The 22,677-nt window shown below is 56.8% G+C and carries 18 protein-coding genes; 11 read left to right on the plus strand and 7 right to left on the minus strand.

Annotated elements, in window-relative coordinates; genetic code table 11:
- The first annotated feature begins 68 nt into the window (after positions 1-68).
- The 4 genes from rho to LBW87_RS13420 all read left to right on the plus strand — a co-directional run bounded on the left by rho (position 69) and on the right by LBW87_RS13420 (position 5,301).
- Positions 69-1,331 carry a transcription termination factor Rho gene (gene rho / locus LBW87_RS13405; protein WP_008118191.1) on the plus strand — a complete coding sequence of 421 codons (1,263 nt, stop codon included), beginning with the start codon at positions 69-71 and terminating at the stop codon, positions 1,329-1,331.
- Between the two features lie 275 nt (positions 1,332-1,606).
- Positions 1,607-1,876 carry a type B 50S ribosomal protein L31 gene (locus LBW87_RS13410; RefSeq protein WP_225201995.1) on the plus strand — a complete coding sequence of 90 codons (270 nt, stop codon included), beginning with the start codon at positions 1,607-1,609 and terminating at the stop codon, positions 1,874-1,876.
- A 268-nt stretch (positions 1,877-2,144) separates the two neighbouring features.
- Positions 2,145-3,869, plus strand: coding sequence for an ArnT family glycosyltransferase (locus tag LBW87_RS13415; protein WP_225201996.1), 1,725 nt, complete (start codon positions 2,145-2,147; stop codon positions 3,867-3,869).
- A gap of 19 nt (positions 3,870-3,888) precedes the next feature.
- Positions 3,889-5,301, plus strand: coding sequence for an MATE family efflux transporter (locus LBW87_RS13420; protein ID WP_225201997.1), 1,413 nt, complete (start codon positions 3,889-3,891; stop codon positions 5,299-5,301).
- Here LBW87_RS13420 and LBW87_RS13425 read toward each other — a convergent pair.
- Positions 5,288-7,393 carry a putative bifunctional diguanylate cyclase/phosphodiesterase gene (locus tag LBW87_RS13425; RefSeq protein WP_225201999.1) on the minus strand — a complete coding sequence of 702 codons (2,106 nt, stop codon included), beginning with the start codon at positions 7,391-7,393 and terminating at the stop codon, positions 5,288-5,290. The two genes, LBW87_RS13420 and LBW87_RS13425, sit on opposite strands and share 14 nt — an antisense overlap.
- An 807-nt stretch (positions 7,394-8,200) precedes the next feature.
- On the opposite strand from LBW87_RS13425, the gene LBW87_RS13430 reads away from it, so the two are divergent.
- A complete protein-coding gene (locus LBW87_RS13430) occupies positions 8,201-8,656 on the plus strand; it encodes an XRE family transcriptional regulator (protein WP_225202000.1) in 456 nt (151 codons plus the stop codon).
- A gap of 7 nt (positions 8,657-8,663) precedes the next feature.
- Here LBW87_RS13430 and ybiB read toward each other — a convergent pair whose 3' ends face one another.
- Positions 8,664-9,659, minus strand: coding sequence for a DNA-binding protein YbiB (gene ybiB / locus LBW87_RS13435; protein ID WP_225202002.1), 996 nt, complete (start codon positions 9,657-9,659; stop codon positions 8,664-8,666).
- Between the two features lie 124 nt (positions 9,660-9,783).
- Between ybiB and tsaD the strand changes: the two genes are divergently transcribed.
- The gene (gene tsaD / locus LBW87_RS13440; protein ID WP_225202003.1) at positions 9,784-10,848 is read left to right on the plus strand and encodes a tRNA (adenosine(37)-N6)-threonylcarbamoyltransferase complex transferase subunit TsaD; all 1,065 of its coding nucleotides are present in this window, start codon (positions 9,784-9,786) and stop codon (positions 10,846-10,848) included.
- 109 nt (positions 10,849-10,957) lie between these two features.
- Here tsaD and plsY read toward each other — a convergent pair whose 3' ends face one another.
- Together plsY and LBW87_RS13450 are read right to left on the minus strand one after the other, a co-directional pair.
- Entirely contained in the window at positions 10,958-11,566 is a 609-nt protein-coding gene (gene plsY / locus LBW87_RS13445) for a glycerol-3-phosphate 1-O-acyltransferase PlsY (protein ID WP_225202004.1), read from the minus strand.
- Between the two features lie 34 nt (positions 11,567-11,600).
- On the minus strand, positions 11,601-11,981 hold the full coding sequence (locus LBW87_RS13450; protein WP_320442732.1) for a YbaK/EbsC family protein: 381 nt from the start codon (positions 11,979-11,981) through the stop codon (positions 11,601-11,603).
- 192 nt (positions 11,982-12,173) lie between these two features.
- Here LBW87_RS13450 and LBW87_RS13455 point away from each other — a divergent pair, with 192 nt between their 5' ends.
- The 5 genes from LBW87_RS13455 (at position 12,174) to LBW87_RS13475 (ending at position 18,369) form a co-directional block, all read left to right on the plus strand.
- A complete protein-coding gene (locus LBW87_RS13455; protein WP_225202005.1) occupies positions 12,174-13,466 on the plus strand; it encodes a tyrosine-type recombinase/integrase in 1,293 nt (430 codons plus the stop codon).
- Complete coding sequence (locus LBW87_RS13460) at positions 13,444-15,171, plus strand: site-specific integrase (protein WP_225202006.1); 1,728 nt, start codon at positions 13,444-13,446, stop codon at positions 15,169-15,171. Before LBW87_RS13455 ends, LBW87_RS13460 begins: the two co-directional genes overlap by 23 nt.
- Positions 15,168-17,216, plus strand: a complete 2,049-nt coding sequence (locus LBW87_RS13465; RefSeq protein ID WP_225202007.1) for a hypothetical protein — start codon at positions 15,168-15,170, stop codon at positions 17,214-17,216. Before LBW87_RS13460 ends, LBW87_RS13465 begins: the two co-directional genes overlap by 4 nt.
- A complete protein-coding gene (locus LBW87_RS13470; RefSeq protein WP_225202008.1) occupies positions 17,200-17,640 on the plus strand; it encodes a hypothetical protein in 441 nt (146 codons plus the stop codon). The genes LBW87_RS13465 and LBW87_RS13470 overlap by 17 nt, the downstream gene beginning before the upstream one ends.
- A 141-nt stretch (positions 17,641-17,781) precedes the next feature.
- Positions 17,782-18,369: a hypothetical protein gene (locus tag LBW87_RS13475; RefSeq protein WP_225202009.1), complete on the plus strand. Its 588-nt coding sequence runs from the start codon at positions 17,782-17,784 to the stop codon at positions 18,367-18,369.
- Here the strand turns inward: LBW87_RS13475 and LBW87_RS13480 are convergent.
- The 3 genes from LBW87_RS13480 to LBW87_RS13490 form a co-directional block, all read right to left on the minus strand.
- Positions 18,331-18,732: an HTH domain-containing protein gene (locus LBW87_RS13480; protein WP_413927646.1), complete on the minus strand. Its 402-nt coding sequence runs from the start codon at positions 18,730-18,732 to the stop codon at positions 18,331-18,333. The two genes, LBW87_RS13475 and LBW87_RS13480, sit on opposite strands and share 39 nt — an antisense overlap.
- A 673-nt stretch (positions 18,733-19,405) precedes the next feature.
- Positions 19,406-20,590 carry a branched-chain amino acid ABC transporter substrate-binding protein gene (locus tag LBW87_RS13485; RefSeq protein WP_225202010.1) on the minus strand — a complete coding sequence of 395 codons (1,185 nt, stop codon included), beginning with the start codon at positions 20,588-20,590 and terminating at the stop codon, positions 19,406-19,408.
- On the minus strand, positions 20,587-22,674 hold the full coding sequence (locus LBW87_RS13490; RefSeq protein WP_225202011.1) for a tetratricopeptide repeat-containing sulfotransferase family protein: 2,088 nt from the start codon (positions 22,672-22,674) through the stop codon (positions 20,587-20,589). The genes LBW87_RS13485 and LBW87_RS13490 overlap by 4 nt, the downstream gene beginning before the upstream one ends.
- Between the last annotated feature and the right edge of the window lie 3 nt (positions 22,675-22,677).

A 22,677-nucleotide genomic window follows, 5' to 3' on the forward strand; every position in this document is an offset into this window, starting at 1 on the left:
GGACATTTTTGAACCACACCACGTAACTCCCTCCCCCACCTTATATATTCCCGTCCCGGGACACTCATATGCACTTATCAGAATTAAAAGCGATGCACGTCTCTGCGTTGCTGGAAATGGCCATCAGCCTCGATATCGAGAACGCCGCGCGCCTGCGCAAGCAAGAACTGATGTTCGCCATTCTCAAGAAGCGTGCCAAATCCGGAGAACAGATTTTTGGCGATGGCGCCCTCGAAGTGCTGCCTGACGGCTTCGGCTTCCTGCGCTCGCCCGACGCCAGCTACATGGCCTCCACCGACGATATCTATATCTCGCCGTCGCAGATCCGCCGCTTCAACCTGCACACCGGCGACTCGATCGAAGGCGAAGTGCGTACCCCCAAGGACGGCGAGCGCTACTTTGCGCTGGTCAAGGTCGACAAGGTCAATGGTGAACCGCCCGAGGCGTCGAAGCACCGTATCCTGTTCGAAAACCTGACGCCGCTGCACCCTAACAAGATTCTGCAACTCGAACGCGACATGCGCGGCGAGGAAAACATCACCGGCCGCATCATCGACCTGATCGCCCCCGTCGGACGCGGCCAGCGCGGCCTGCTGGTGGCATCGCCCAAGTCGGGCAAGTCGGTGATGCTGCAGCACATCGCGCACGCCATCACCACCAATCATCCCGACACCGTGATGATCGTGCTGCTGATCGACGAACGTCCTGAAGAAGTGACCGAAATGCAGCGCTCGGTGCGCGGCGAAGTGGTCGCATCGACCTTCGACGAACCGGCCACGCGTCACGTGCAGGTCGCCGAAATGGTGCTCGAGAAGGCCAAGCGCCTGGTCGAAATGAAAAAGGACGTGGTGATCCTGCTGGACTCGATCACCCGCCTGGCACGCGCCTACAACACCGTGATCCCGGCCTCGGGCAAGGTGCTCACCGGTGGTGTCGACGCCAACGCGCTGCAACGTCCGAAGCGTTTCTTCGGCGCCGCCCGTAACGTCGAAGAAGGTGGTTCGCTGACCATCATCGCCACCGCCCTGATCGAAACCGGCAGCCGCATGGACGACGTGATCTTCGAAGAATTCAAGGGCACCGGCAACATGGAAGTGCACCTCGAGCGTCGCCTGGCCGAAAAGCGCGTCTATCCGGCCATCAACCTGTCGAAGTCGGGCACCCGTCGCGAAGAACTGCTGATCAAGCCCGATCAACTGCAAAAGATCTGGGTGCTGCGCAAGCTGATGTACGACATGGACGAAATCGAGGCGATGGAATTCATCCTCGACAAGATGAAGTCGACCAAGAACAACGCCGAGTTCTTCGACATGATGCGTCGCGGCAACTAACACCGCATCATGACAAAAGCGGCCTGCGCCTCCGGTGCTCGCCGCTTTTTTCATGTCCGCGCCGGCAATTCGTTATCACATTGAAAATACTTGCAAGCTCCATATGCCCGAAATGCCACAGGCTGGCAGGCGGGACGGCAGCAGTTTTGCCCGGTCCGGGCGTTTAATTGTATAATTTTGGACTTTTCCAAACCGGCAAGTGATCGACAATCGGGTCAAGAAGCAGCGCGACCGACGAAGTGACGATTGGCTACCAAACTACTGCAGAGGCAATAATGAAAGAAGGCATTCACCCCGATTACCGCGAAGTCCTGTTCCACGACGTGTCGAACGACTTCAAGTTCCTGACCCGCTCGACCATCGGCACACGCGAAACCGCTGAATTCGAAGGCAAGCAATACCCGCTGATCAAGATCGAAGTCTCGTCCGAATCGCACCCGTTCTACACTGGCAAGCACAAGATCGTCGATACCGCCGGTCGCGTCGAGAAGTTCCGCCAGAAGTTCGGTACCGTCGGTTCCAAGACCGCCGTCTCGAAGGGCTGATCCTGACGGATCGTGCCGCTGCCAAAGCAACGGCATCTTCGCAAAAAGGCAGCTGCGGCTGCCTTTTTTTGTTGGCGCCAGCCGCCCTGTGGACAGCCACGCCACAAAACAACTTTTTACTGCGAATTGCTGCACAATAACGGCTGCATGAAAATCGTCTTGCGCTGCATGGCTGCAAGCGAAATCAAACCCCGATACTGCCCGCTCCCGTGACCGCCGGGGCGGCACGCAACGATAAGCACCACGAGACAAGAGCAACAACATCTTGATGAAGCCCGTCCGTCTTCCCGCCTCCGCCACCCGTGCCTTGCCGCGCATCGCGCTGCTGGCCCTGGCACTCCTGTATATCCTGCCCGGGCTGATCGGCCGCGACCCCTGGAAGAACGAGGATGCCACCAGCTTCGGCATCATGTGGACCATGGCGCACGGCACCCTGGCCGACTGGCTCAGTCCGAACGTGGCCGGCCTGGCGTTGCCGGCCGAGAGCCCGCTGGCCTACTGGTTCGGCGCGCTCTGCATTCGCCTCTTCGGCTGGCTGCTGGGCGACCCGCTGGCCGCGCGGGTGTCGACCGTCGGCTGCTTCATGGTGGGATCGCTCTCGATCTGGTACACCACCTATCTGCTGGGCCGTCGCACCGAAGCGCAACCGCTCAAGCTGGCCTTCGGCGGCCAGCCCGAGCCCAAGGACTTCGGCCGCACGCTGGCCGATGGCGCCTTCCTGATCTATCTTGGTTTTCTCGGGCTGCTGCTGCATAGCCACGAAACCAGCCCCAAGACGCTGCAGATCGCCCTGGTGGCGTATGCCATGTATGGCGCCGCGCGCGTGTTCGACATCCACAAGGTGCGCCATGCTATCTGGCTCGGCGGCGCGCTCGGCCTGCTGGTGCTGACCTACGGCTGGGTATTGCCGGCTGGCGCCCTGATCGGCCTGCTCATCCTGGCCGCCATCCGCCGCGACGCCCCTGCCGCGCGCCTGCTGCTGGTGGTCGCCCTGCCGCTGGCGCTGGTCATCAGCGCGGCCTGGGTGATGGCCGTCAAGACCTTGCTGCCGGAAGCCGCTGCCGGGCACTTCGACCTGTGGATGAGCTGGAATGTCTACCAGCTCAATCGCCCCACGACAGCCGCGCTGACTTTCTTCATCCGCTATGGCGTCTGGTTCGCCTGGCCGGCCTGGCCGTTTGCCGGCTGGGCGCTGTATGCCTGGCGGCGCCAGCTGGGTTCATTGCATATCGCCCTGCCGCTGGCGTTCTTCATTCCCCTCACGCTGCTGGTGCTGATCAACGTCCACAGCGAACAGGGCATGCTGTTGCCGCTGCTGCCGGCGCTGGCGATCCTGGCCGCCTTCGGCCTGCCGACCATGAAGCGCGGCGCCATCAACGCGGTGGACTGGTTCTCGGTGATGACGCTGACCACCTCGGCCGCCTTCATCTGGATCGCCTGGATCGCCAAGGAAACCGGCTGGCCGGCGCAGATCGCGCGCAACGCCTTCAAGCTGGCGCCTGGCTTCAAGCCCGGCTTCGAATGGATCTCGCTGGCCATCGCCGTGGCCGCGACCGTAGCCTGGATCTTCGTGGTGCACTGGCGCATTTCGCGCCGGCCTTCGGTGCTCTGGCGCGCCGTGGTGCTGTCGTCGGGCGGCGTGATCCTGTGCTGGGTGTTATTGATGACCTTGTGGCTGCCCTGGGTCAACTACGGCAAGAGCTACGCGGGCGTGGCCCAGCAGATCGAATCCAAACTGACCTCGGTCAAGCAGTGCGTACAAACCAACGTCGGTCCGGCGCAACGTGCCTCGTTTGCCTATTTCGGTCATGTCCGTTTTGCCGACGAACGCTTCCAGAGCTGCGACTACCTGCTGCTGCAGGATGACATCAGCAACGAAGACGCCACCGTGATGCTGCGCCAGCACCCGGGAACCTGGCGCATGGTCTGGGAAGGTCGCCGGCCGTCCGACCGCGACGAGCGCTTCCGCCTGTACCGCCGCGTCGATCAATGAAGTCATTCGAAGGTGCTGCATGAGCGAACGCCCGCCTGAACCCGATCAGGTTGCCACCGGCGTTTCGTCGCGCGTGCACGTGGCGCGCATCGGCCGCCTGGCGTGGCCGTTGCTGATCGGCCAGTTGGCGCTGATCGCCAATGGCGTGATCGATACCGTGATGGTGTCGCGCTTCTCGGCCCTCGACCTGGCCGCGCTGGCGCTGGGCGTATCGATCTACGTCAGCGTCTTCGTCGGCCTGTCGGGCGTGCTGCAGGCACTGCAACCGACCATCGGGCAGTTGTTCGGCGCGCGCCGCTTCAGCGCCATCGGCGACGAAGTCCAGCAGGGCATGTGGCTGGCCGCCCTGCTGTCGCTGGTGGGCATGCTGGCGCTGCTGTTCTCCCCCTTCTTCCTGTCATTCGCCCAGGCCTCGCCGGAGCTGGTCGAGAAGGCCACGCTCTACCTGCGCATCGAAGCGCTGGCCTTGCCGGCCACACTGATGTTCCGGGTGTATTCGGCGCTCAACACGGCCATGGCGCGGCCCAAGATGGTCATGGCGATCCAGCTGTGCGGACTGCTGCTCAAGCTGCCCCTGAACGCGTTGCTGATCTTTGGCGGTCTCGGCTTGCCGGCCTTCGGTGGCCCCGGCTGCGCCATTGCCACCACCGTCATCGCCTGGCTGATGGTGGCGGTGGCCTGGCTGCTGGTGGCGAAACTGCCGGCCTACCGACCGCTGCACCTGTGGCGTGGCGGCCTGCGGCGGCCCACCTGGAAGGCGCAGCGCGAACTGCTGCGACTGGGTATTCCGATCGGCCTGTCGTACTTCATCGAAGTCACCGCCTTCACCCTGATGGCGGTATTCATCGCGCGCCTGGGCGCGGTGCCGGTGGCCGGACACCAGATCACGGCCAATGTCGGCACCGTGCTCTACATGCTGCCGCTGTCGATCGCCAGCGCCACCAGCACTTTGGTGGCGCAAGCCATCGGCGCCAACCACTGGCGCGATGCCCGGCGCATCGGCCAGGCCGGCATTCGGCTGGCGGTGATCCTGTCGGTATTGATCGGTGTCGCGGTGTGGTTCCTGCGGGGCCACATCATCCAGGCCTACACGCCCGATCCGGTGATCGTGGCGGCGGCGCTGCCGCTGTTCCTGTTCATCGCCTTCTATCAACTGTTCGATTCGCTGCAGGTGACGGTGGCCTTCGTGCTGCGCGCCTACAAGGTGGCGGTGATCCCGACCGTGATCTATGCCGTTACCTTATGGGGCGTCGGGCTGGGCGGCGGTTATCTGCTGGCATTCGACAAGTTGGGTGTGACGCCCGACTGGTTGCATGGCGCGCCCGGCTTCTGGATGGCCAACAGCGTCAGCCTGGGCCTGGTCGGCGCCGGCCTGCTGGCCTACCTGCGGCGGGTGCAGCGTCGCGCCGGCCCGCTGGCTATGGGCGGATGAAGCCGGCTCCCTGACCGAAGAGATCGTCGTTGCTGGCCTCCAGCAGCCCCTGCGTCTGGGCCGCTGCGGCCGGCCGGCCCAGCAGGAAACCTTGTACCTGATCGCAATGCAGGCGCTGCAGCGCATGCAATTGCGCCTCGGTCTCGACGCCTTCGGCCACCACTTCCATCTGCAACGCATGCGCCAGCGCAATGATGGCCGAGACGATGGCGCGGCTTGAGTGGTCGTCCTGGTCGAGCCGGGCGGTGAAGAAGCGATCGATCTTGATCTGGCGGCAATGGAATTGCGCCAGGTAGGCCAGGCTGGAGTAGCCGGTGCCGAAGTCGTCGATGGCGATATCGAAACCCAGCGCCTGCAACTCGCTGATGATGCGGGTGCTGCGCTCGACGTTCTTCATCGCCGCCGTTTCGGTGATCTCGAACATCAAGCGCTGTGGCGCCACCCCGGATTCGGCCACGATGGAGACGATGCTTTCCACCAGGTCGCCCCGCATCTGCTGTGGCGACAGGTTCAGCGCCACCTTCGCCGGCGGCACGCCCTGCGCATCCCAGCTCTTTATCTGCGCGCAGACCGCCCGCAACACCCAGTCGCCGACCTGCACGATCTGCCCCGAGCGCTCGGCGATCGGAATGAATTCGCTCGGCCCCAGCTCGCCCAGTTCCGGGTGATGCCATCGCAGCAGCGCCTCGATCCCGGTCAGCTCATGGCTGCCACCGCGATACTTGGGCTGGAAGTGCAGGCTGAACTGTTGTTGCGATATGGCCTGTTGCAACGCCTGGCGCACCACCAGGTGGCGCATGGCGGCGGCGTGCATGGCTGGCTCGAAGAAGCGATAGGTATTGCGCCCGCTCTGCTTGGCCTCGTACATCGCGGCATCGGCGCTCTGCATCAAGGCGTCGGCCGATTCGCCGCTGTTGGGATAGACGGCGATGCCGATGCTGGAGGTCACCCGCAGCAGGGTGCCGTCGACGTCGACGTCCTCGCGCAACGCTGCAAGTATGTTTTCGCACAACTGCTCGACCACCTCCGGCGAGGCCAGGTTGCCCATCACCACCACGAATTCATCGCCACCGATGCGCGCCACCATGTCTTCGCCGCGGATGCAGCGACGAATGCGCTGCGCCACGGCCACCAGCAGGCAATCGCCGGCGGCATGTCCAAGCGAATCGTTGATGCCCTTGAAACCATCGAGATCCATGAACAACACAGCGAAGATGCGACCGTTGCGCCGCGCCACCTGGGCCGCGTGCTCGATGCGCTCGGTCAGCAGGGCGCGATTGGGCAGGCCGGTAAGCACATCATGCGTGGCGAAATGCAGCAGCTTGTCATTGGTGCGCCCGACGATGCGCTTGAGCACCGTATTGCGCTGGGCGCCGCTGACCACCAGCGCCAGCGCCATGGCCACAAAGGCGCCGAACACGATGCCGTTGACCAGCTTTTCACGCGCCAGGCCCGAGAGCGCGCGGCTGGCCGCCGACGGATCCACCTGCAATGCCCGCAATGCCGCACTGGTGCTGGCCACCAGCGCCACGCCCACGAGCAAGGCCGCCAACACCCGGCGCGCCTGCTGCGAATGCAGCGAGCCGGCGCTGACCCTGCGATTGTTGGTGGACGAAAACAGCGCCACGGCAAACACCGACGTCAATTGCATCATCACGATCGCCAGCACCAGCAGCGCCGGCTGGAACACCACCGGCGGCGCCAGTTGCATCGACCTGAAAATCAGGTGCAGGGCGACATTGAGCGCCACGCCGATCAAAAGCCCACCCGCCAGCAGCCGCACGGCACGCGCCCGACGCAGGCCCGACAGGTGCATCAGGTAGAACACGCTGAGCACGCACAATGCCAGCGCCAGCGTCAGCAGGCGCGAATCGAACAACACCGGCTGCGCCAGGCGTCGCGCCGCGACGCACAGGATCAACGCCGCCCACAGGCCAATGCCGAAGATGAACGCCCCGATCGCCAGCCACAAGCGCCGATATTGCGCGTCCTGGGTCGTGATGCGCTCGGATATCTCGAGCGCAGCATAGGCGGCCAGGCTGACGACCAGCAGACCGAACGTCAATAACAGAAAATTGAAAGCCCCAGGCATCACTATTGCCCCGCATGATTCACCGCCCGGGCACCCCGCTACCGGGACCGCCCGCAACGGGTGTCTTGTCGTATCGCGGACGTTTTCATGGCCGACCGCGTTCCATGCCGGGCATCGCGTCCAGCCGACGCTGCCCGGTGCTATGCAAAAAGTTACGTAACTGAGTGCGCGCTGCGAAAGCAACGCCGTGAAGCGATGGTGCAGTGGTGCTGCCGACTAATTTATGGTTCGATTTGTTTCATCAAGGCCAGACGTTGCCGCAAGAAAACTAACATGCAAGATCCGCGATATGTGGCCGATAGCGCATCATCGACTGGCGTCGTGAGCGTATCGCATGGACCTGTATTTTTTGCAGCAACCGCCTATTTTAGCGACTTACGGCGAGATTGACCGTATCGCGATGGCATCCCGCACATTGAGAAATGTCTCGACTACGACACAGTTATTAAAAAAATATTAATAACAATCTGTCAATTCTCTAAATGTGCTCTATAACGAAGTTGAGTACCCGACGAACTCACTGACGCCGACTGCATGGCGCCGGCAAGCCGGGCCACTCCGATCGGAACGGCAGCGCGCGGGGCGCGTCGCATCGGTCATCGTCTCAAGCCATGGGACTAGACATGACATCATTTTTCGGCTCACACCATCGTTGCGACACGCCCGGCACAACGGCTACCCCAGGCCGTCGAAGGCCTTGCCGGCGCGGCCTCACGGCCCAGTGATAGTTAGTCACGTTTGAGGCGTAATTCATCCAAAAAGCAAACGTACCCCGGAACGCTCTACGTCAAAGTACCTTCGTCGACCATGGAAACCGCCAATCAAAAATTTGCCAAGCGCCTGCGCGCAGCGATGGAAAAAGCTGGATACGAACCGAAGCCCGCCGTCCTCGAAAGGGAATTCAATCTGCGATTCTGGGGCAAGCCGATGACGCTGCACGGTGTGCGGCGCTGGCTGCTTGGCGAGTCCATGCCGAAACAGGACAAGCTCGAGACACTGGCCGAATGGCTGATCGTCACGCCCCAGCACCTGCGTTTCGGCGAAGAGATCGGTCGCCGCATCGACAAGCGCCGCGCGCGCTGGGAAGAAGCGATCGGCTACCGCGAACGCGAAGCCTTCGAAGCCTTCATCAACCTGCCCGCGCCGCAGCGCAAGATCGTCAAGGAAGTGATCTTCGCATTTTCGCAACTGGCCACCGTGCACGCGGCAGAAAAGGCCGCTACCCCGGCCAAGCCCGCCGTCAAGCGTCGCCCCCGCGCCTGAGAAGGTTTCAGGTGCGCTGCGCTATGGCGGCGGCGACCTGCACGCAGTGTTCGACCTGCTCTTCGATGGCTTGCGGCACCGATCGCCGTCCCTCCAGCACCGATGCGATCCACTGCGCCGTGGTCTGCGCATCGCGGCCCTCTGGCAGATCTGCCAGCTCCTCGGCCACGCTCTGTTTTTCCACCAGCACCGTCCGCTGCCCGCCGCTGAACCAGTCGATGCGTTGCGCGCGACGCGCATTGGCCACGGTCTCGCCTTCGGTGCCGCGCATCAGGAATGCATCGCCCCGATCATGCGGCGCGGCCTCGGTGAAATAGTGCGTGAGCATCTCAAGGTATTCGGGGTGGGTATAAGAACTCAATCGCAACGCTGGACCGGAAAAAGGTTGCATGATCTTGACCAGGGTATGGGTCGAATTGCGCACCCCCAGCACCCGCCGCAATGACAGCAAGCGCGCCATCTTCGGCGCCAGCACCTCGATCGGTACGAACGCCGGCTGGCCGTCGGCCATCAATGCCTGGGCCTGCTCGGCGCTGCCGGCGTGGGTCACGCCGAGGGCGGTGAAGATCTCGGCGCTGGTCACGCGCTGCGGGTCGTGCGTGACGCCGTGCATCAGCACCGGCACGCCACGTCGTACCAGCAACATGCACAGCAAGGGCGTGAGATTGGCCATCTTGCGCGAGCCGTTGTAGCTGGGCAGCACCACCGGCGCATAGCCGCAGGCCGGCGCCCGCAGTGGCGCAAACGACGCCTCGGCCGCATCCAGGAAGCCACCGATCTCGGCCACCGACTCGCCTTTGATGCGCATGGCCAGCAGGATCGCCCCGAGCTCCAGATCGGACACGCGGCCGTCCAGCATGGCGGCGTACATCCGGCTGGCGTCTTCGCGCGACAGGCTGCGCGCGCCGTCCTTGCCGCGACCTATTTCCTTGATGAAAGCGGCGGCGGCAAAGGGTTCGCCGACGGCAGCCGCGCCGGTGTGGGTAAAGTGATCGTTTTGCATGGCCGAAGGTTACACCAAAACGCCCCGAACACCCGCTGGCGGCGCGTGTGTCCAGGCTTTACATTACAATAGCGCCTTTCCCGGCGACCACCGGTCGCCCTCCACGCACCCCACCATTGCAATCATGATCGTTCTCGGCGTCGAATCCTCCTGTGATGAAACCGGGCTGGCTCTGTACGACACCGAGCGCGGCCTGCTGGCGCACGCATTGCATTCGCAAGTGGCCATGCACCAGGAATATGGTGGCGTGGTGCCCGAACTGGCGTCGCGCGATCACATCCGTCGCGCCATTCCATTGCTGCAGCAGACGCTGGCCGACGCCGGCATCGGCAAGGCTGATATCGACGCCATCGCCTATACCCAGGGGCCCGGTCTGGCCGGCGCCCTGCTGGTCGGCGCTTCGGTGGCGTGCGGGCTGGCGCTGGCGATCGACCGTCCAGTGCTGGGCATTCACCATCTCGAAGGGCATTTGCTGTCACCGCTGCTGGCCAGCAAGCCGCCAGCGTTTCCGTTCGTGGCCCTGCTGGTGTCGGGTGGGCATACGCAGCTGATGCGGGTCGATGGCGTTGGCCGCTACGAATTGCTGGGCGAGACGCTGGACGACGCCGCCGGCGAAGCGTTCGACAAATCGGCCAAGCTGCTGGGACTGGGTTACCCGGGCGGGCCGGAAATTTCGCGCATGGCCGAGTTCGGGGATCCGAAGGCTTATACGCTGCCGCGCCCGATGCTGCATTCGAAGAATCTGGACTTCAGTTTTTCGGGGCTCAAGACCGCGGTGTTGACGGTGGTCAAGCAACAAACAGCCACCGCTGCCAACATCTGCGAACAGGACAAGGCCAACATCGCACGCGGCTTCGTCGACGCCATCGTCGAGGTGCTGGTCGCCAAATGCCTGGCGGCGCTGAAGCAGACCGGATTGAAGCGGCTGGTGATTGCCGGCGGCGTGGGCGCGAACCGCCAATTGCGCAGTGCCCTCGATGCCATGGCCGCCAAGCGCCGTTATGAAGTGTTCTATCCCGAATTGCAGTTCTGCACCGACAACGGCGCCATGATCGCCTTCGCCGGCGCCATGCGGCTGCGCCTGCAGCCCGATGCCGCCAAGCGCGAATACGGTTTCGGCGTGCGGCCGCGCTGGCCGCTGGATGAATTGAAACCGCCAGAGGCGGCACTCGCCACGCCGTCGGCCTGACAACACGATCAACGACGCTCGATACCGGCCTTGGCCGGTACGACTGGGGTGGATGTCAGGAAAGTCATACCGGACAGCAGCGGGCCTTCATCGCTGCCCCATCGACGACTTATTTTTTCTTCTGTCCCAGGCGGCTTTCCTTGCCGGCCAGCAGGTTGCCGATATTCTTGCGGTGACGATAGATCAACAGCACGCTCATCGCCGCCACGGCCAGCAGGATACCGTCGGTGCTGCCAAACAGCAGGCCGTAGTAGAACGGCGCAAACACCGCCGCCACCAGCGCGGCCAGCGACGAATAACGAAACGCGAACGCCACCACCAGCCAGGTCGCCAGCGTGGCCAGTCCCAGCCAGATGTCGAGCGCCAGCAGGATCCCCAGCGCGGTAGCCACGCCCTTGCCACCGACGAAGCGGAAGAACACCGGCCACAGGTGGCCCAGGAACACCGCCAGCACCACCAGCGCCAGGCCGCTGTCAGTGACGCCGTACCGGGGGCCGAAGTGCTGCGCCAGCCAGACCGCCAGCCAGCCCTTGAAGCCATCGCCGACCAGCGTCAGCACGGCCGCCTTCTTGTTGCCGCTGCGCAGGACATTGGTGGCGCCGGGATTTTTCGAACCATAGGTACGGGGATCGGCCAGGCCGAACAGTTTCGAGACCACCACCGCGAAGGACAGCGATCCGATCAGGTAGGCGGCAATGGCGAAGAGGATGTTGTTCATGTGGATTTCCGCTGAAGACTTGTCGTTGTAATAGTTAATCCGGCAGTGCGCATTGCACTGCCTTGGCCGGCAGAACGTCGAGCAGGACGGCCGGCGCCAGGCCCACCAGAAAACCGCGCCGCCCACCGTTGATGTAAATGCGGTCGAGTTCGAGAATGCTCGACTCCACGTAGACCGGCATGCTCTTGCGGGTGCCGAAGGGCGAGGTGCCACCGATCAGGAAACCCGAGTGTCGATTGGCCACATCGGGCTTGCAGGGCTCGACCGACTTGCAACCGATCTGGCGCGCCAAATTCTTGGTCGACACCTTGCAGTCGCCATGCATCAGGACCAGCATCGGCCTGGCCGCTTCGTCCTGCATCACCAGGGTCTTGACGACGGCATCACGGGTTAGTTGAACGGCATTGACATTCATAGTTCGTAATATAACTTATGGACATGCGGTGAAGCCTGAGTCGGACTCAGTGGAGAAATTAACGTCCCGAAAAATCTCTTGGGAGCTCTATCGTTTCGTTTTTGAAACCTCTCCACAGGAGATTCAATACAAATTCGGGAAAACGAGTCTTATACAGCACCTACCCTCATTGCTGCCACAATAATTTCGGACATGGCCCTCCTTGAACACGCCAGATATACGCCCCACAGAGCCGAAGTAAATGGCGCAAGGGTTCATTGGCTTCTATGCAAGAGTCGTCAGGAAATCAACTCTTTGCCATTAATTTTTTGGCAAGATTTTTCGCCATGGCGTGAGGCAAATTTGTGGCTATTCGAAAGAACTAGAAACAAAGATGTAACGTTAAAAACAGTAGAGGCCAATTCAATGGCAATTTTGGCATATGCAAATTGGCTCGAAGATACAGGTACCGACTGGAAATCATTTCCCAAGAGAAAATCTGACCGCTGCCTTGTACAGTTTCGAGGCTTCTTAATTGAAAGCAGAAACACCGGAAAACTTGCTCCATCTACCACTTCACAACGAATGGCCTGCGTCATTCAGTTCTATAAATGGCTCTATGAGAAAGGTTTTTTATCGGATGAGTTATCTATGTGGTCGAATCGAATCTTTCACCGAACCATGATCGACAAGACGGGGCTTGAACGTACATTTGCCGTCAACAGCACCGATCTCGCGATTCCAAATCGCAGTGCACCTGGGGAGAAATTGGAGGATGGACTTCTACCAGTTTCGACGAAAGATCGCGAAGCAATTCTGAGATTCTGCCGACAGCAGGCAAGCACAGAATTATTTCTTTTGCTAACGCTTGGATTTTTCACAGGAATGCGCCTTGGCACACTGACAGATCTAAGATTAGAGACACTAGATCGTGCCATTCCAGATCCTATGTGTGATGCAATGTATATTCTTACTATTGGTCCGGGTGCCTCGCCTCCTGTTCGCACCAAATTCGGAGTCACTGGGAATATTCGAATCACAAAGATCCACCTGGATCAAATTCGCAGTTACGCCAACAGTATTCATCGACTAAAACGAGAAGCGATCGCACGCAAGGAAAATAAGAACCTTGTATTTCTGACGCGGTTTGGAAATTCGTATGCAAAGGAAAACTCAGATAGAAGTTCCGCGATAAATGTAGAAATGCACACCCTTCGCAAATCCGGCATTGCCGCCGGAATTTCTGGCTTGCGCAATTTCCACTTTCATCAAACTCGTTGCACATATGCGACTGAATTAGCTCGGTTAGCAATTCATTCCGTTGGATCAATAAACGCAATTGCATTTGTCAAAGATGCGCTCCTTCACAAGAGTGAAGCGACGTCGTTTAAGTACATCCGCTTTGTCGAAAAAACGCCAGCGAAAATCGATATGGCAAATCGCTTTACGCGCGATTTTCTAGGCATTCTTACTGAGAATAGTGATGATGATGGCCGAGAAATATGACGCTCCAGATTTAACTTTCAAGAGCATCTATTACGGAAATAAAACAACGCCGCAGGATCTAAGAATATTCCTCTATCGGGGCGCTTCTGCTGCAAACTTTCGGACCGCAGTGCAGCGCATCGTAGATGGAAATTTCGGCGAGATACTCAGCGAACGCATTTCCTTGGTCACCCAAATCCATGACTACCTCAACACAAAAATCATTGGTGGAGGTAGCCATGGATCATTAATCACAGCGATCAGAAGACTACGAGAGTTTTTCAGCTGGGCGGATGAAAACTCATCACAAATTAATTTGAACTCTATTGAGGAAATTTTCATTGATTGGTCGGAATTTCTTATCGCAAGAAACAGAGCAAGAATGGGTCCCGCAGAAATTCATTCCTACCAATCAGTCGTTGCCGTGGGAAAGATACTTACTGAAGTCTTAGAGCTCGAGACTAGCTTGATCTCTAAAACGCGCTTTAGGCGTCCAAAAAACACAAAAAAAATACTAGGCCCTGAATTAGAAAAGAAAAGTCTTCAAGAGATTTTCGAATTCGGCCACGCACTGTGTGACGTTTCAAACGCACTGACAAATGATGTGGTCAAAGGCCCCCTTCCAATTGTCATTAATTTCCGCGACGGAAAAATATATGAAAACTGGCTTCGCCTCAAAGCAGAAGAGAGTCTGAAGTACTTACATCAGCCACGTCGCCGTAGTTCGAAAAAGAAAATGTTGGAGAGGCGCGAGGCCATAATCGCTGATTTCTCTTATGAAAATAGATCGCCTATCATCAACCTTAGAATCGAAGCCGAATTATTGATCTTCATAAGTCAGACAGGCATGAACCTTGAGCAGGCTTTCAAACTGCAGAATTCGAGGTTTAGATATAGTAGTTACCTTGATGGATACCAAGTACATCGCGTTTATAAAGGCCGTCGTCAAGGAGAGGTATCATTTGAAATATTCAGTGAATATCGTGAGAAGTTAGAAAAATATTTAATATGGAGAAATGAGTTTTTTCCTGAAGACGAGGATGGGCTTTTATTCCCATTAATCAGGCCAAATAACAATCAGAATATGGCGCCTAGCTTTTCGGCACTAACCGCTTTATGCAAGAAGATAGGTATCAAACTCGTTCGTGCCCGCGCACTCAGAAAGACCAGGATTAATTGGTTCCTTCGTCAAAGCAAAAACGATGCTCTCACGGCTGAGATGCATTCTCATACAGAGCAAACTCTGATTCGGCACTACGAGACACCCAGTTTGCACATGGCAATTGTAGAGGTTGCCAATTTTCACACAACGTCCGAGTTCTCACCTCTCGCACCAAGCCCAGGACTCTGTGCCCGCGGCCCAAGCAGTCCTCAAAAAATAGCATCCGCGCCTGAAGAGTCAACACCGCCCGACTGTATTAGTCCAGCAGGTTGCCTATTCTGCGTGCACCAACGCGACATTGATAGCCCGGATCATGTTTGGTCGTTGGCGACGTACCGGCATCTTAAGTCTGTAGAAATTGCCAGCTTTAGGCCTTCATCAAAACGAGGGCAACCTCATCCGGCTTTCGCAGCAATTGAACGCCTTACAGCCAAGCTAGATGTTTTTTCTGAAAGTGATGTCACTCGGCAGAACTGGGTTCGCGAAGCTCGCCTAAAAGTAGAGGAAGAAGACTATCACCCTCGCTGGAAGGGCTTTCTACTTTTAGCAGAAAGCAAGATATGAACGTCAATGTAAAACATCTCGGTCTATCCATTGAGACTGCCTCTGGAACTCGAAATCACCGATATCATCAGCCAGACTCGTGGCCACCATCACCCACGTTCCCGGTGGTAATCAATAAAAATGGCGCAGTCATCAGCCGGTACGCTGATTCCATTTGGAATATCAGCATTTGGGCCCAACGCGCTCGAATTTTGAATTTCGGTGACGGCCCGAATCTCTTTCGTTGTCCAAAAATCGACCCTGCCAACGCTAATCTTCTTCGGCAAATAGCCGCCTGGTGGATATATGGGAATAACGGCGTTCGAAGCGCAACAACACTCGCAGCTCGATTTACGTACATCCGAGGAATAGTCGCACATTGCTCAAGAAAAGGAATTCTTGCGTCTGATTTGTACAAGTTCCCAGCCGTCGTGGATGAAATTATTAATTCAATGCCGCAGGAGCCGAGCCTCATAGTCTCTTTGCACGGGCTCTTCGAAGTTCGGGATAAGCTTGGCTTCGCAATTTTCGATCGTGAAGCACTCACTAAAGCAGAAGCATCAAGAATCAATCGTGAGCAAAAACAGACTCCATATATTCCGCCTAGGATATGGCTCTATCAATTCAATCGATTAAAAGAATTTTTGGAAGATTTTCATTCGCATCGAGAACAAATCGAAGCTTGCTATAAATACTGCCTGGATGCATATATTTGCACCGCAGGATCGCTGGTCAATGCTTGCAAAGCCGGTGAGTATAAAGAATGGGGTCCCTTCTGGACCACCACGAGAAGAAACGGGAAAAAAACGGGAAAAACCTACATCGGCCCATTCGAAGAGACAGCGATCCAGTTCGGCATTGACTCACTCCTTAGAAAATGGGTTATCAATGGCGCACCTGAAACAAAAAAAATAACTTTGCATTCTCTCTCCAAATATTTTTCTATGGTCGGGTATGTCGGTCTAGGTTACATACTCAATTTAACTCTTATGAGAGTAAATGAAGGATGGTGCCTTAAAACGAATTGCGTAAAGGAAGAACAAGATCCCAATTTCGGTCAGCTTGTAACCATTCAAGGGCGAACAACAAAAACCATCAAAGACAACGATGCTCGCTGGCCAGCATCACATGAAATTAAAACTGCTGTGGATGCGATGGCTTGCATTAGTCATTTAAGAATGATCTGTGCAGATGTGAATCCGGAGGTTCCTACCGAGCCGCACGACATTTACTATCCATATCTCATTGTTCGAGCTTATGAGCCATGGGGGTCACTCTCTGTGAAAGATAGCCGATGCCCCCTTGATGTACGATCGACTCCTTTCAACTATTCTCAAGTCAAAGAGCAATTCGCCAATCTATTCTCCGATGATGAACTAACCATAACGGCTGATGACCTAGAGGTCGCAAGGCTAATTACCCCTAGCCTAGACAGCGAACAATTTGAAGTAGGGAAAATATGGACGCTCTCTTGGCATCAATTACGCCGTACAGGTGCGGTGAATATGCAGGCATCGGGGCTTATTTCTGATTCCTCTTTGCAGTATCTTCTCAAGCATTCCACACGGGCTATGTCCTTGTACTACGGCCAAGGTTATTCTCGGCTTGGTCTGAATAAAGAAGCCGAAAAACTCTACATTCGTACAATGCACGAGATCCTTGGAAAAGAGATCTCTGCTCTTTTCTCGGAACGCTACATAAGCCCGCACGGAATCAAGCGTAAAAATGAAATACTTGGGTGCATTGATCCAAAAGACGATAAAAATCTCGTCCGCCTGGCAGCCACTGGCGCTATCTCCTATAGAGAAACGTTATTAGGTGGCTGTACGAAGCGAGGCCCGTGCGCCTACGGCGGCATAGATACTCTTGTTCACTGCGCTGGCAACGGCAATGAGCCACCATGCGCCAATGCACTTTATGATTCAAAGCGCGCCCCAGAGCTTAAGCGTTTCCTCTCTTTGCTTGAAGAAAATATCAGCTTGGCGACTATGAACTCCCCCCATCGTAGCTCCCTAGAGGCTCAGGTACTTGCCATCCGAAAGGCATTAAATGTCATCGAAACCTAAAGAAGACGTGATGCTAAGTCGCGCGGAGCTAGCCTTCCGCGAAGCCTTTGAACGATTAAAGGCTGGCACTTCTGATCTCATCCCAAGAGGCAGCAGAGTAACCCAGAACAACATAGCGAAAGAAGCTGGCGTAGATCCGTCCGCACTGAAGAAGAGTCGCTACCCGTCGCTAATTTTAGAGATTCAAAATTGGATTGGGCGGCATCCACAAACAGCGGGCACGTCGTCAAACAACGGCATTCATTTAAGAAAAAAGAAAAATAGGTCGTTGAAGAATATGATCGAAGCTCTAAAAATTGAGCGTGACCATGCCATTTCGCTCCTTCTAGAGGCAGATGCACTAATTTTAGATCTCACGCAAGAAAATCAAGATCTAAAAAATAAGATCTCCAAAAGCAATATTCATAATCTTCATCGCTCATGAGGTCAGCTTAATTCAAATTGTCAGCTTCGACGTTGGTCATAAAGTTGGATAAAAACTTAACCAAGGGTATATGGAAAATCTTCCCATTCCCCGTCGTATTGGCAAACCTTTATAGTCATTCCATTGGGGAGGGAAAAATAGATGGGAAGTATTATCTTTGAACCACGAGGCCTTACGGATCACTTGTCAGAAACCGCTGGCTATAAAGCGGGGCTAACACTATCGATTGAGCAGCTTTGCGACGTCATGGTTGGTACAGGCTATCCGGATAAAGTAAGAGCATCAGAGATTGGCGCTGTACGAATACGCTCTGAAGATTACGAAGATATGTTTTTTAGCTTACTCGAGGGAATCGGATTTACAGAAGAGCGCTACCGAGGATCGATTTACGAAATGGCGCAACAATTTCATAAATACAAAGGGGATGCAGGTGCCTTCGAAATCTATGAGGGCGTTATGACGCTTTACCATCAGCTTTGGCCAGGTCTTATAGAAAAAACGAGATCAGAAAAAAAGAAGGCAATTGATCCTAGTCCATTACTAAGTGCCGTTCACCAGAAATACGGCAGAGTAGGTCTAGATATGGCAATAGAGCATATTGAAATTGTGAATAGAGGTGTTCGTCTTTCTCCACATTCCAGTCCGCGCTATGTGGAATGGAAATACGTATTAGCGTTAGACGGATTATTTTTAGGGAACACAGTATCTCCAGAGCATGGGACGTGTTGATTTGCTCGCGGATTTGACCCTCTCCATTTGACCCACCTTCCACCGTCTACCAAAGGCGGCCACGCGGTCGTACGACCCTTCATATCCCAGTTCTTTTAGATCCAGGAACATCTGTTTCAGGGTTCTTCGTTGTTTGCGAGATTTAACGGATTCAGAGCTCAGCCAAGCGGAGAGCCTGGGAGCAAACTCATCAAGAGAACTGGGCGAATGCCTTGACGGGTATGCTGGTTCGATCGCGTCCGATCGGATATAGCGACGAACCGTATTGCGGGAGATGTCCAGGCGGCGGGCGATTTCCCGGATTGAGATATGGTCTCTGATGTACCAGCGCCGAATAATTCCAAGTAGGGCCACGTTTATCACTCCGTTCTCCCGCTCGCTGTCATGAGCAGGATTGTGGTCTAAAGATGGGTCAACTTAGGATGCAAATTTCCTGAGAAAGTGGGTCAGATTTCAATGCAATTCAACAACTATTCCTCAGCTACACGCCATGCTGCAGGCGACAGTAGATCTTGGACACTGAATCCGGTCTGAGCTGGACACGCAAACCGGATCAAGTTTGTCACCTAGTCCAGCAAGAAATTAATTTCGGCACCGCAAACAGTATTACGACACCGGATGCAGCGATTTGGCAGCGTAGATGAAAGGCCCTGACAATCTAATTGCTCTATGCCTCGCGCTTATTTTCGACAAGCGCACTCGCAATTTGGTGCGCTCAATTTCTTGCTCCACAAATAATTGTAGAACTAAGCTCAGCGTGGAGTTCATGCAGATGCTTTTTTTGCGAGTTGCGGAGCAAAAACCGAGCTAAGTCATTGATTGACTCGGAATCTGGCCGGGACTTGTAATCAGTAGGTCTATACATGAAAAAGACCGCTCAAGTGGGCTTTTTTCTTTGGACTGGAATGTCGGCTACTGGCCGATTGCGGACATCCCCATCCACGACGTCCGTAAAATTCATCTGGATTTCTCTCGAATCCATGACGTATGCGTTGACGTGACAATCAGCGACCGCACAGAGGACGATCAAATTAATTCATGGCAAAGTATTGATAACTTTCCAGCGGCGTTGCTGGGCAAGATATAGCGTGTATGCCTGATACTGCGCGCTGCCGTCAGAAGTGAAGGCAACGGTCCCTGACATGCCCTTGAATTGAATCTTGTGCAAGGCGACTGAAAGCTGGCTTGGCTCAATTGAGTTTGCAAGCTTCATGGCCTCGATCAAGGCGCTCACCGAATCGTAGGAGATCCAAGTGAAAGGAATCAACGGGGAGCTGAATTTTTCTTTGTAGCTTTTCTCCAGACGCTTGAAATCGGGAGCTTTGTCGACGGGCCTGCCGCCTGCCAGCATCAACGTTCCTTCAGGATAGTCGCCCGTATTGTCGGGAAATTCCGGATTGGTCGCGCCGCCTGCTAACAACAGATTTGCACGCACGCCGACTTGCTGCAAACGGACGGCAAAGGCTGTACTTTGCGGGTTGACTCCCGCAAAAAAAATCAGATCGGGCCTGGCGGAATGAATCTTGGCGATAGTTGCGTTGAAATCAGAGGTCTTGGCGCTGATCCGGTCACTGCCGACGATCAATCCGCCTCCGCTGGTCACGGCAGCTCCAAAGCTGGCCGTGAGCTCCCGTCCGAGGACGGTGTTGTTGTCGATCAGCATGATGCGCTGCGCATGCAGAGTCTTGATCGCTTCCAGAGCCAGGTACTGACCGGTATGGCCGCTGTGCCCGAGCATCTGAAACACGTTGTCGTAAGCCTTCTGGGTGAATTCCCGTCCTGCCGCCGTCGGTGACAACTGAGGAATTCCGGCGGCATTGTAGACCGGAGAAGCCGCGATGCTTGTATCGGTGGTCAGGTGTCCGATCACGCCAACGACGCCTGCTTTCACGGCGGCATGGGCGCCAAGAACGGCAAGGTTCTTGTCGTTCTTGTCGTCAATGATGAGCAGTTTGAGGATGGTGTTCTTGCCGTCGATGCGCAGCCCCTGCTGATTGATCCGCTCGACGGCAAACTGCACGCCATCGAGCGTGGATTTCCAGCGTGGCTGGCTGACAGGACCAATCACGCCAACCAGCGCAGTTTGCTCAGGTTCTTTTGCCGATGCGATCGTTGTCATGCCGAGGGTGATCGAGAGAAAAATGATCGCCGCGTGAAAAAAAATGGATATCGCTTTTTCTTTGCACATGTGTTCCTCCAAATGACTACTCAACTTATTCATGGCGTATCGATCTCCAATGCCTTGAGTAGCGGTTCAAGATGGGCTGCGTAAGCATGCCAGCGCCCCTTCGAAGTTTTGTAGATCCGTTGGCGCACCTGATTAACGCTGGCCGTGCGCACGACCCGGCGATTGTCATGGAAACTCAGGCAGGCGTCTTCCCAGGGCAAACCAAGGAAGGCGATCAGACGGCGCGCCTCGCCGTCCAGGTCGTCAACTACGGCCTCATAGTCGACTTCGATGAAACGGTCGGGAGGCAGCACCGCGCGCCAGTGCGTCATCAGGCGTTCATAGTCGCTATGGAATCGCCCCAGCTCGGACTGGTCATAGGCGAATGGCTGCTCGCCGGCGAACAGTTTGGTGTAGCACGACAGGCAGGTGTCGACCGGATTGCGCCGAGCGTGAATGATGCGTGCGCCCGGCAGTATCCGCGGAATCAATCCGGCATACATGAAATTTCCCGGCATTTTGTCCACCAAGCGCGCACGCCCTTGCGCCAGCACTTCGGTACGTTGCAGGTATTCCTGTCCCAGCCCGGCAAAGTCCGCTTCGGTCATGTTGACAACGCTGGCCGGGAACGCCCCGGCGCTCTCTGTGACCAAGCGTAGCGCCGACAACTCGCCAGCGCCGGTCACCTGCGAGTGTGACGACAGGATCTGCTCGATGAGCGTGGTCCCTGAGCGAGGCATGCCAATGATGAAAACCGGCAATGCCGACCCTGCGTGACTGTCGCTTGCTTTCTCGAACAGTCCGGGCGTGAAGATTTTTTCAATGTCCGACACCCAGCGACTGATCGCATCGGCATCATAGGAAAACGTCGCGCGCTTGAGTCGGTTGCCCTGATCGAGATGATGGAACGCCCGTGCCGCATCCCCGGTGTCAAGATAGGCCTTTCCGAGTGCGAAATGGGCTGAGATCCGATCGGACAAAGAGCGGCGCTCGCCTTCGGCGACACAATCTTCCAGGGTACCGATATCAGGGTCGCCGGCCCTGAATTTCCTGGCGTCGGCCCTTCCGGCCAGCACCTTTACCGACCTCGGGAAGGCTTTGAGCGCCTGTTCAAAGGCTGCGCCTGCTTCGTCGTTGCGGCCGGCTTCCGTGAGCAGAACGGCGCGTCCGACCAGCGCTGCCTCGGCGACCGTACCCGGCAGTTGCGCCGCCTGGTCGAATTGCGCGAGCGCCTCTTCGGTCTGTCCCAAAGATTGAAGCACCATGGCGAGCGTGTGGTGCGCTTCGGCGTTACCAGGCGCCAAGGCCACCGCCTGGCGCGCAAAACCGAGCGCCTCGTCAAGGCGCTCGCTCCGGTTGAGCGCCTTAGCGCGTGCAATCAGTGAGGCAGGATGTTGAGGCGCAAAGGCGGAAAGCAGGTCGAGTGCGCGCAATGCCGCGTCATGACGACAGCGAGAAATTTCCGCGTCAGCCAGGTTCAGATAGGCATCGATGAAATGGGGTTCGATGGCAATGGCTTGCTGAGCATGCGCAACGGCTTCATCGTGGATGCCCTGCGCGGACAACAGAAAAGCCAGGTTGCTATGCGCCTCTGCATAGGAAGGAAGCAGCGCAAGCGCCTGTCGATAGTGCTGCTCAGCGCGGTCCATGCTGCCCAAACGGCGGTAGGTATTGGCCAGATTGTTATGCGCCTGCGCCCAGTCGGGCAGGAGCGCGATCGCTCGCTCAAGGCAATCGAGACTTTCTGCAAACTTGCCCGCCTCCTGCAGAAGGATACCCAGGTTGTTCCAACCGGACGTCTGCGCCGGGTCCATCACCACGGCCTGACGTGCCGCTGCCTCGCCATCGGCCAGCAGTCCTTTGCGGCGGTACATTTCTGCGAGATTGCTGAAATAGATCGCGGGTGCTCTGGAATCCATGCACGCCTGCTGCAGATGCGTAATTGCCGTATCGAGCTGCCCCTGCGCGAGCGCCATCAAGCCCAGCAGATGCAGCGCATCGGCATGACCCGGCCAGACGACCAGCACTTGGCGGCAGAGCTGGCCAGCCTGATCCGCACGACCGGCGTTCCAGTGGGCATGGGCATGGCTGACGGCTTCTGCAATGGTCAGGATTGTCTGGTCGGGTAAGGTGGACATAAA

The sequence above is a fragment of the Herbaspirillum sp. alder98 genome (assembly GCF_020179755.1).
Lineage (GTDB): Bacteria > Pseudomonadota > Gammaproteobacteria > Burkholderiales > Burkholderiaceae_D > Herbaspirillum.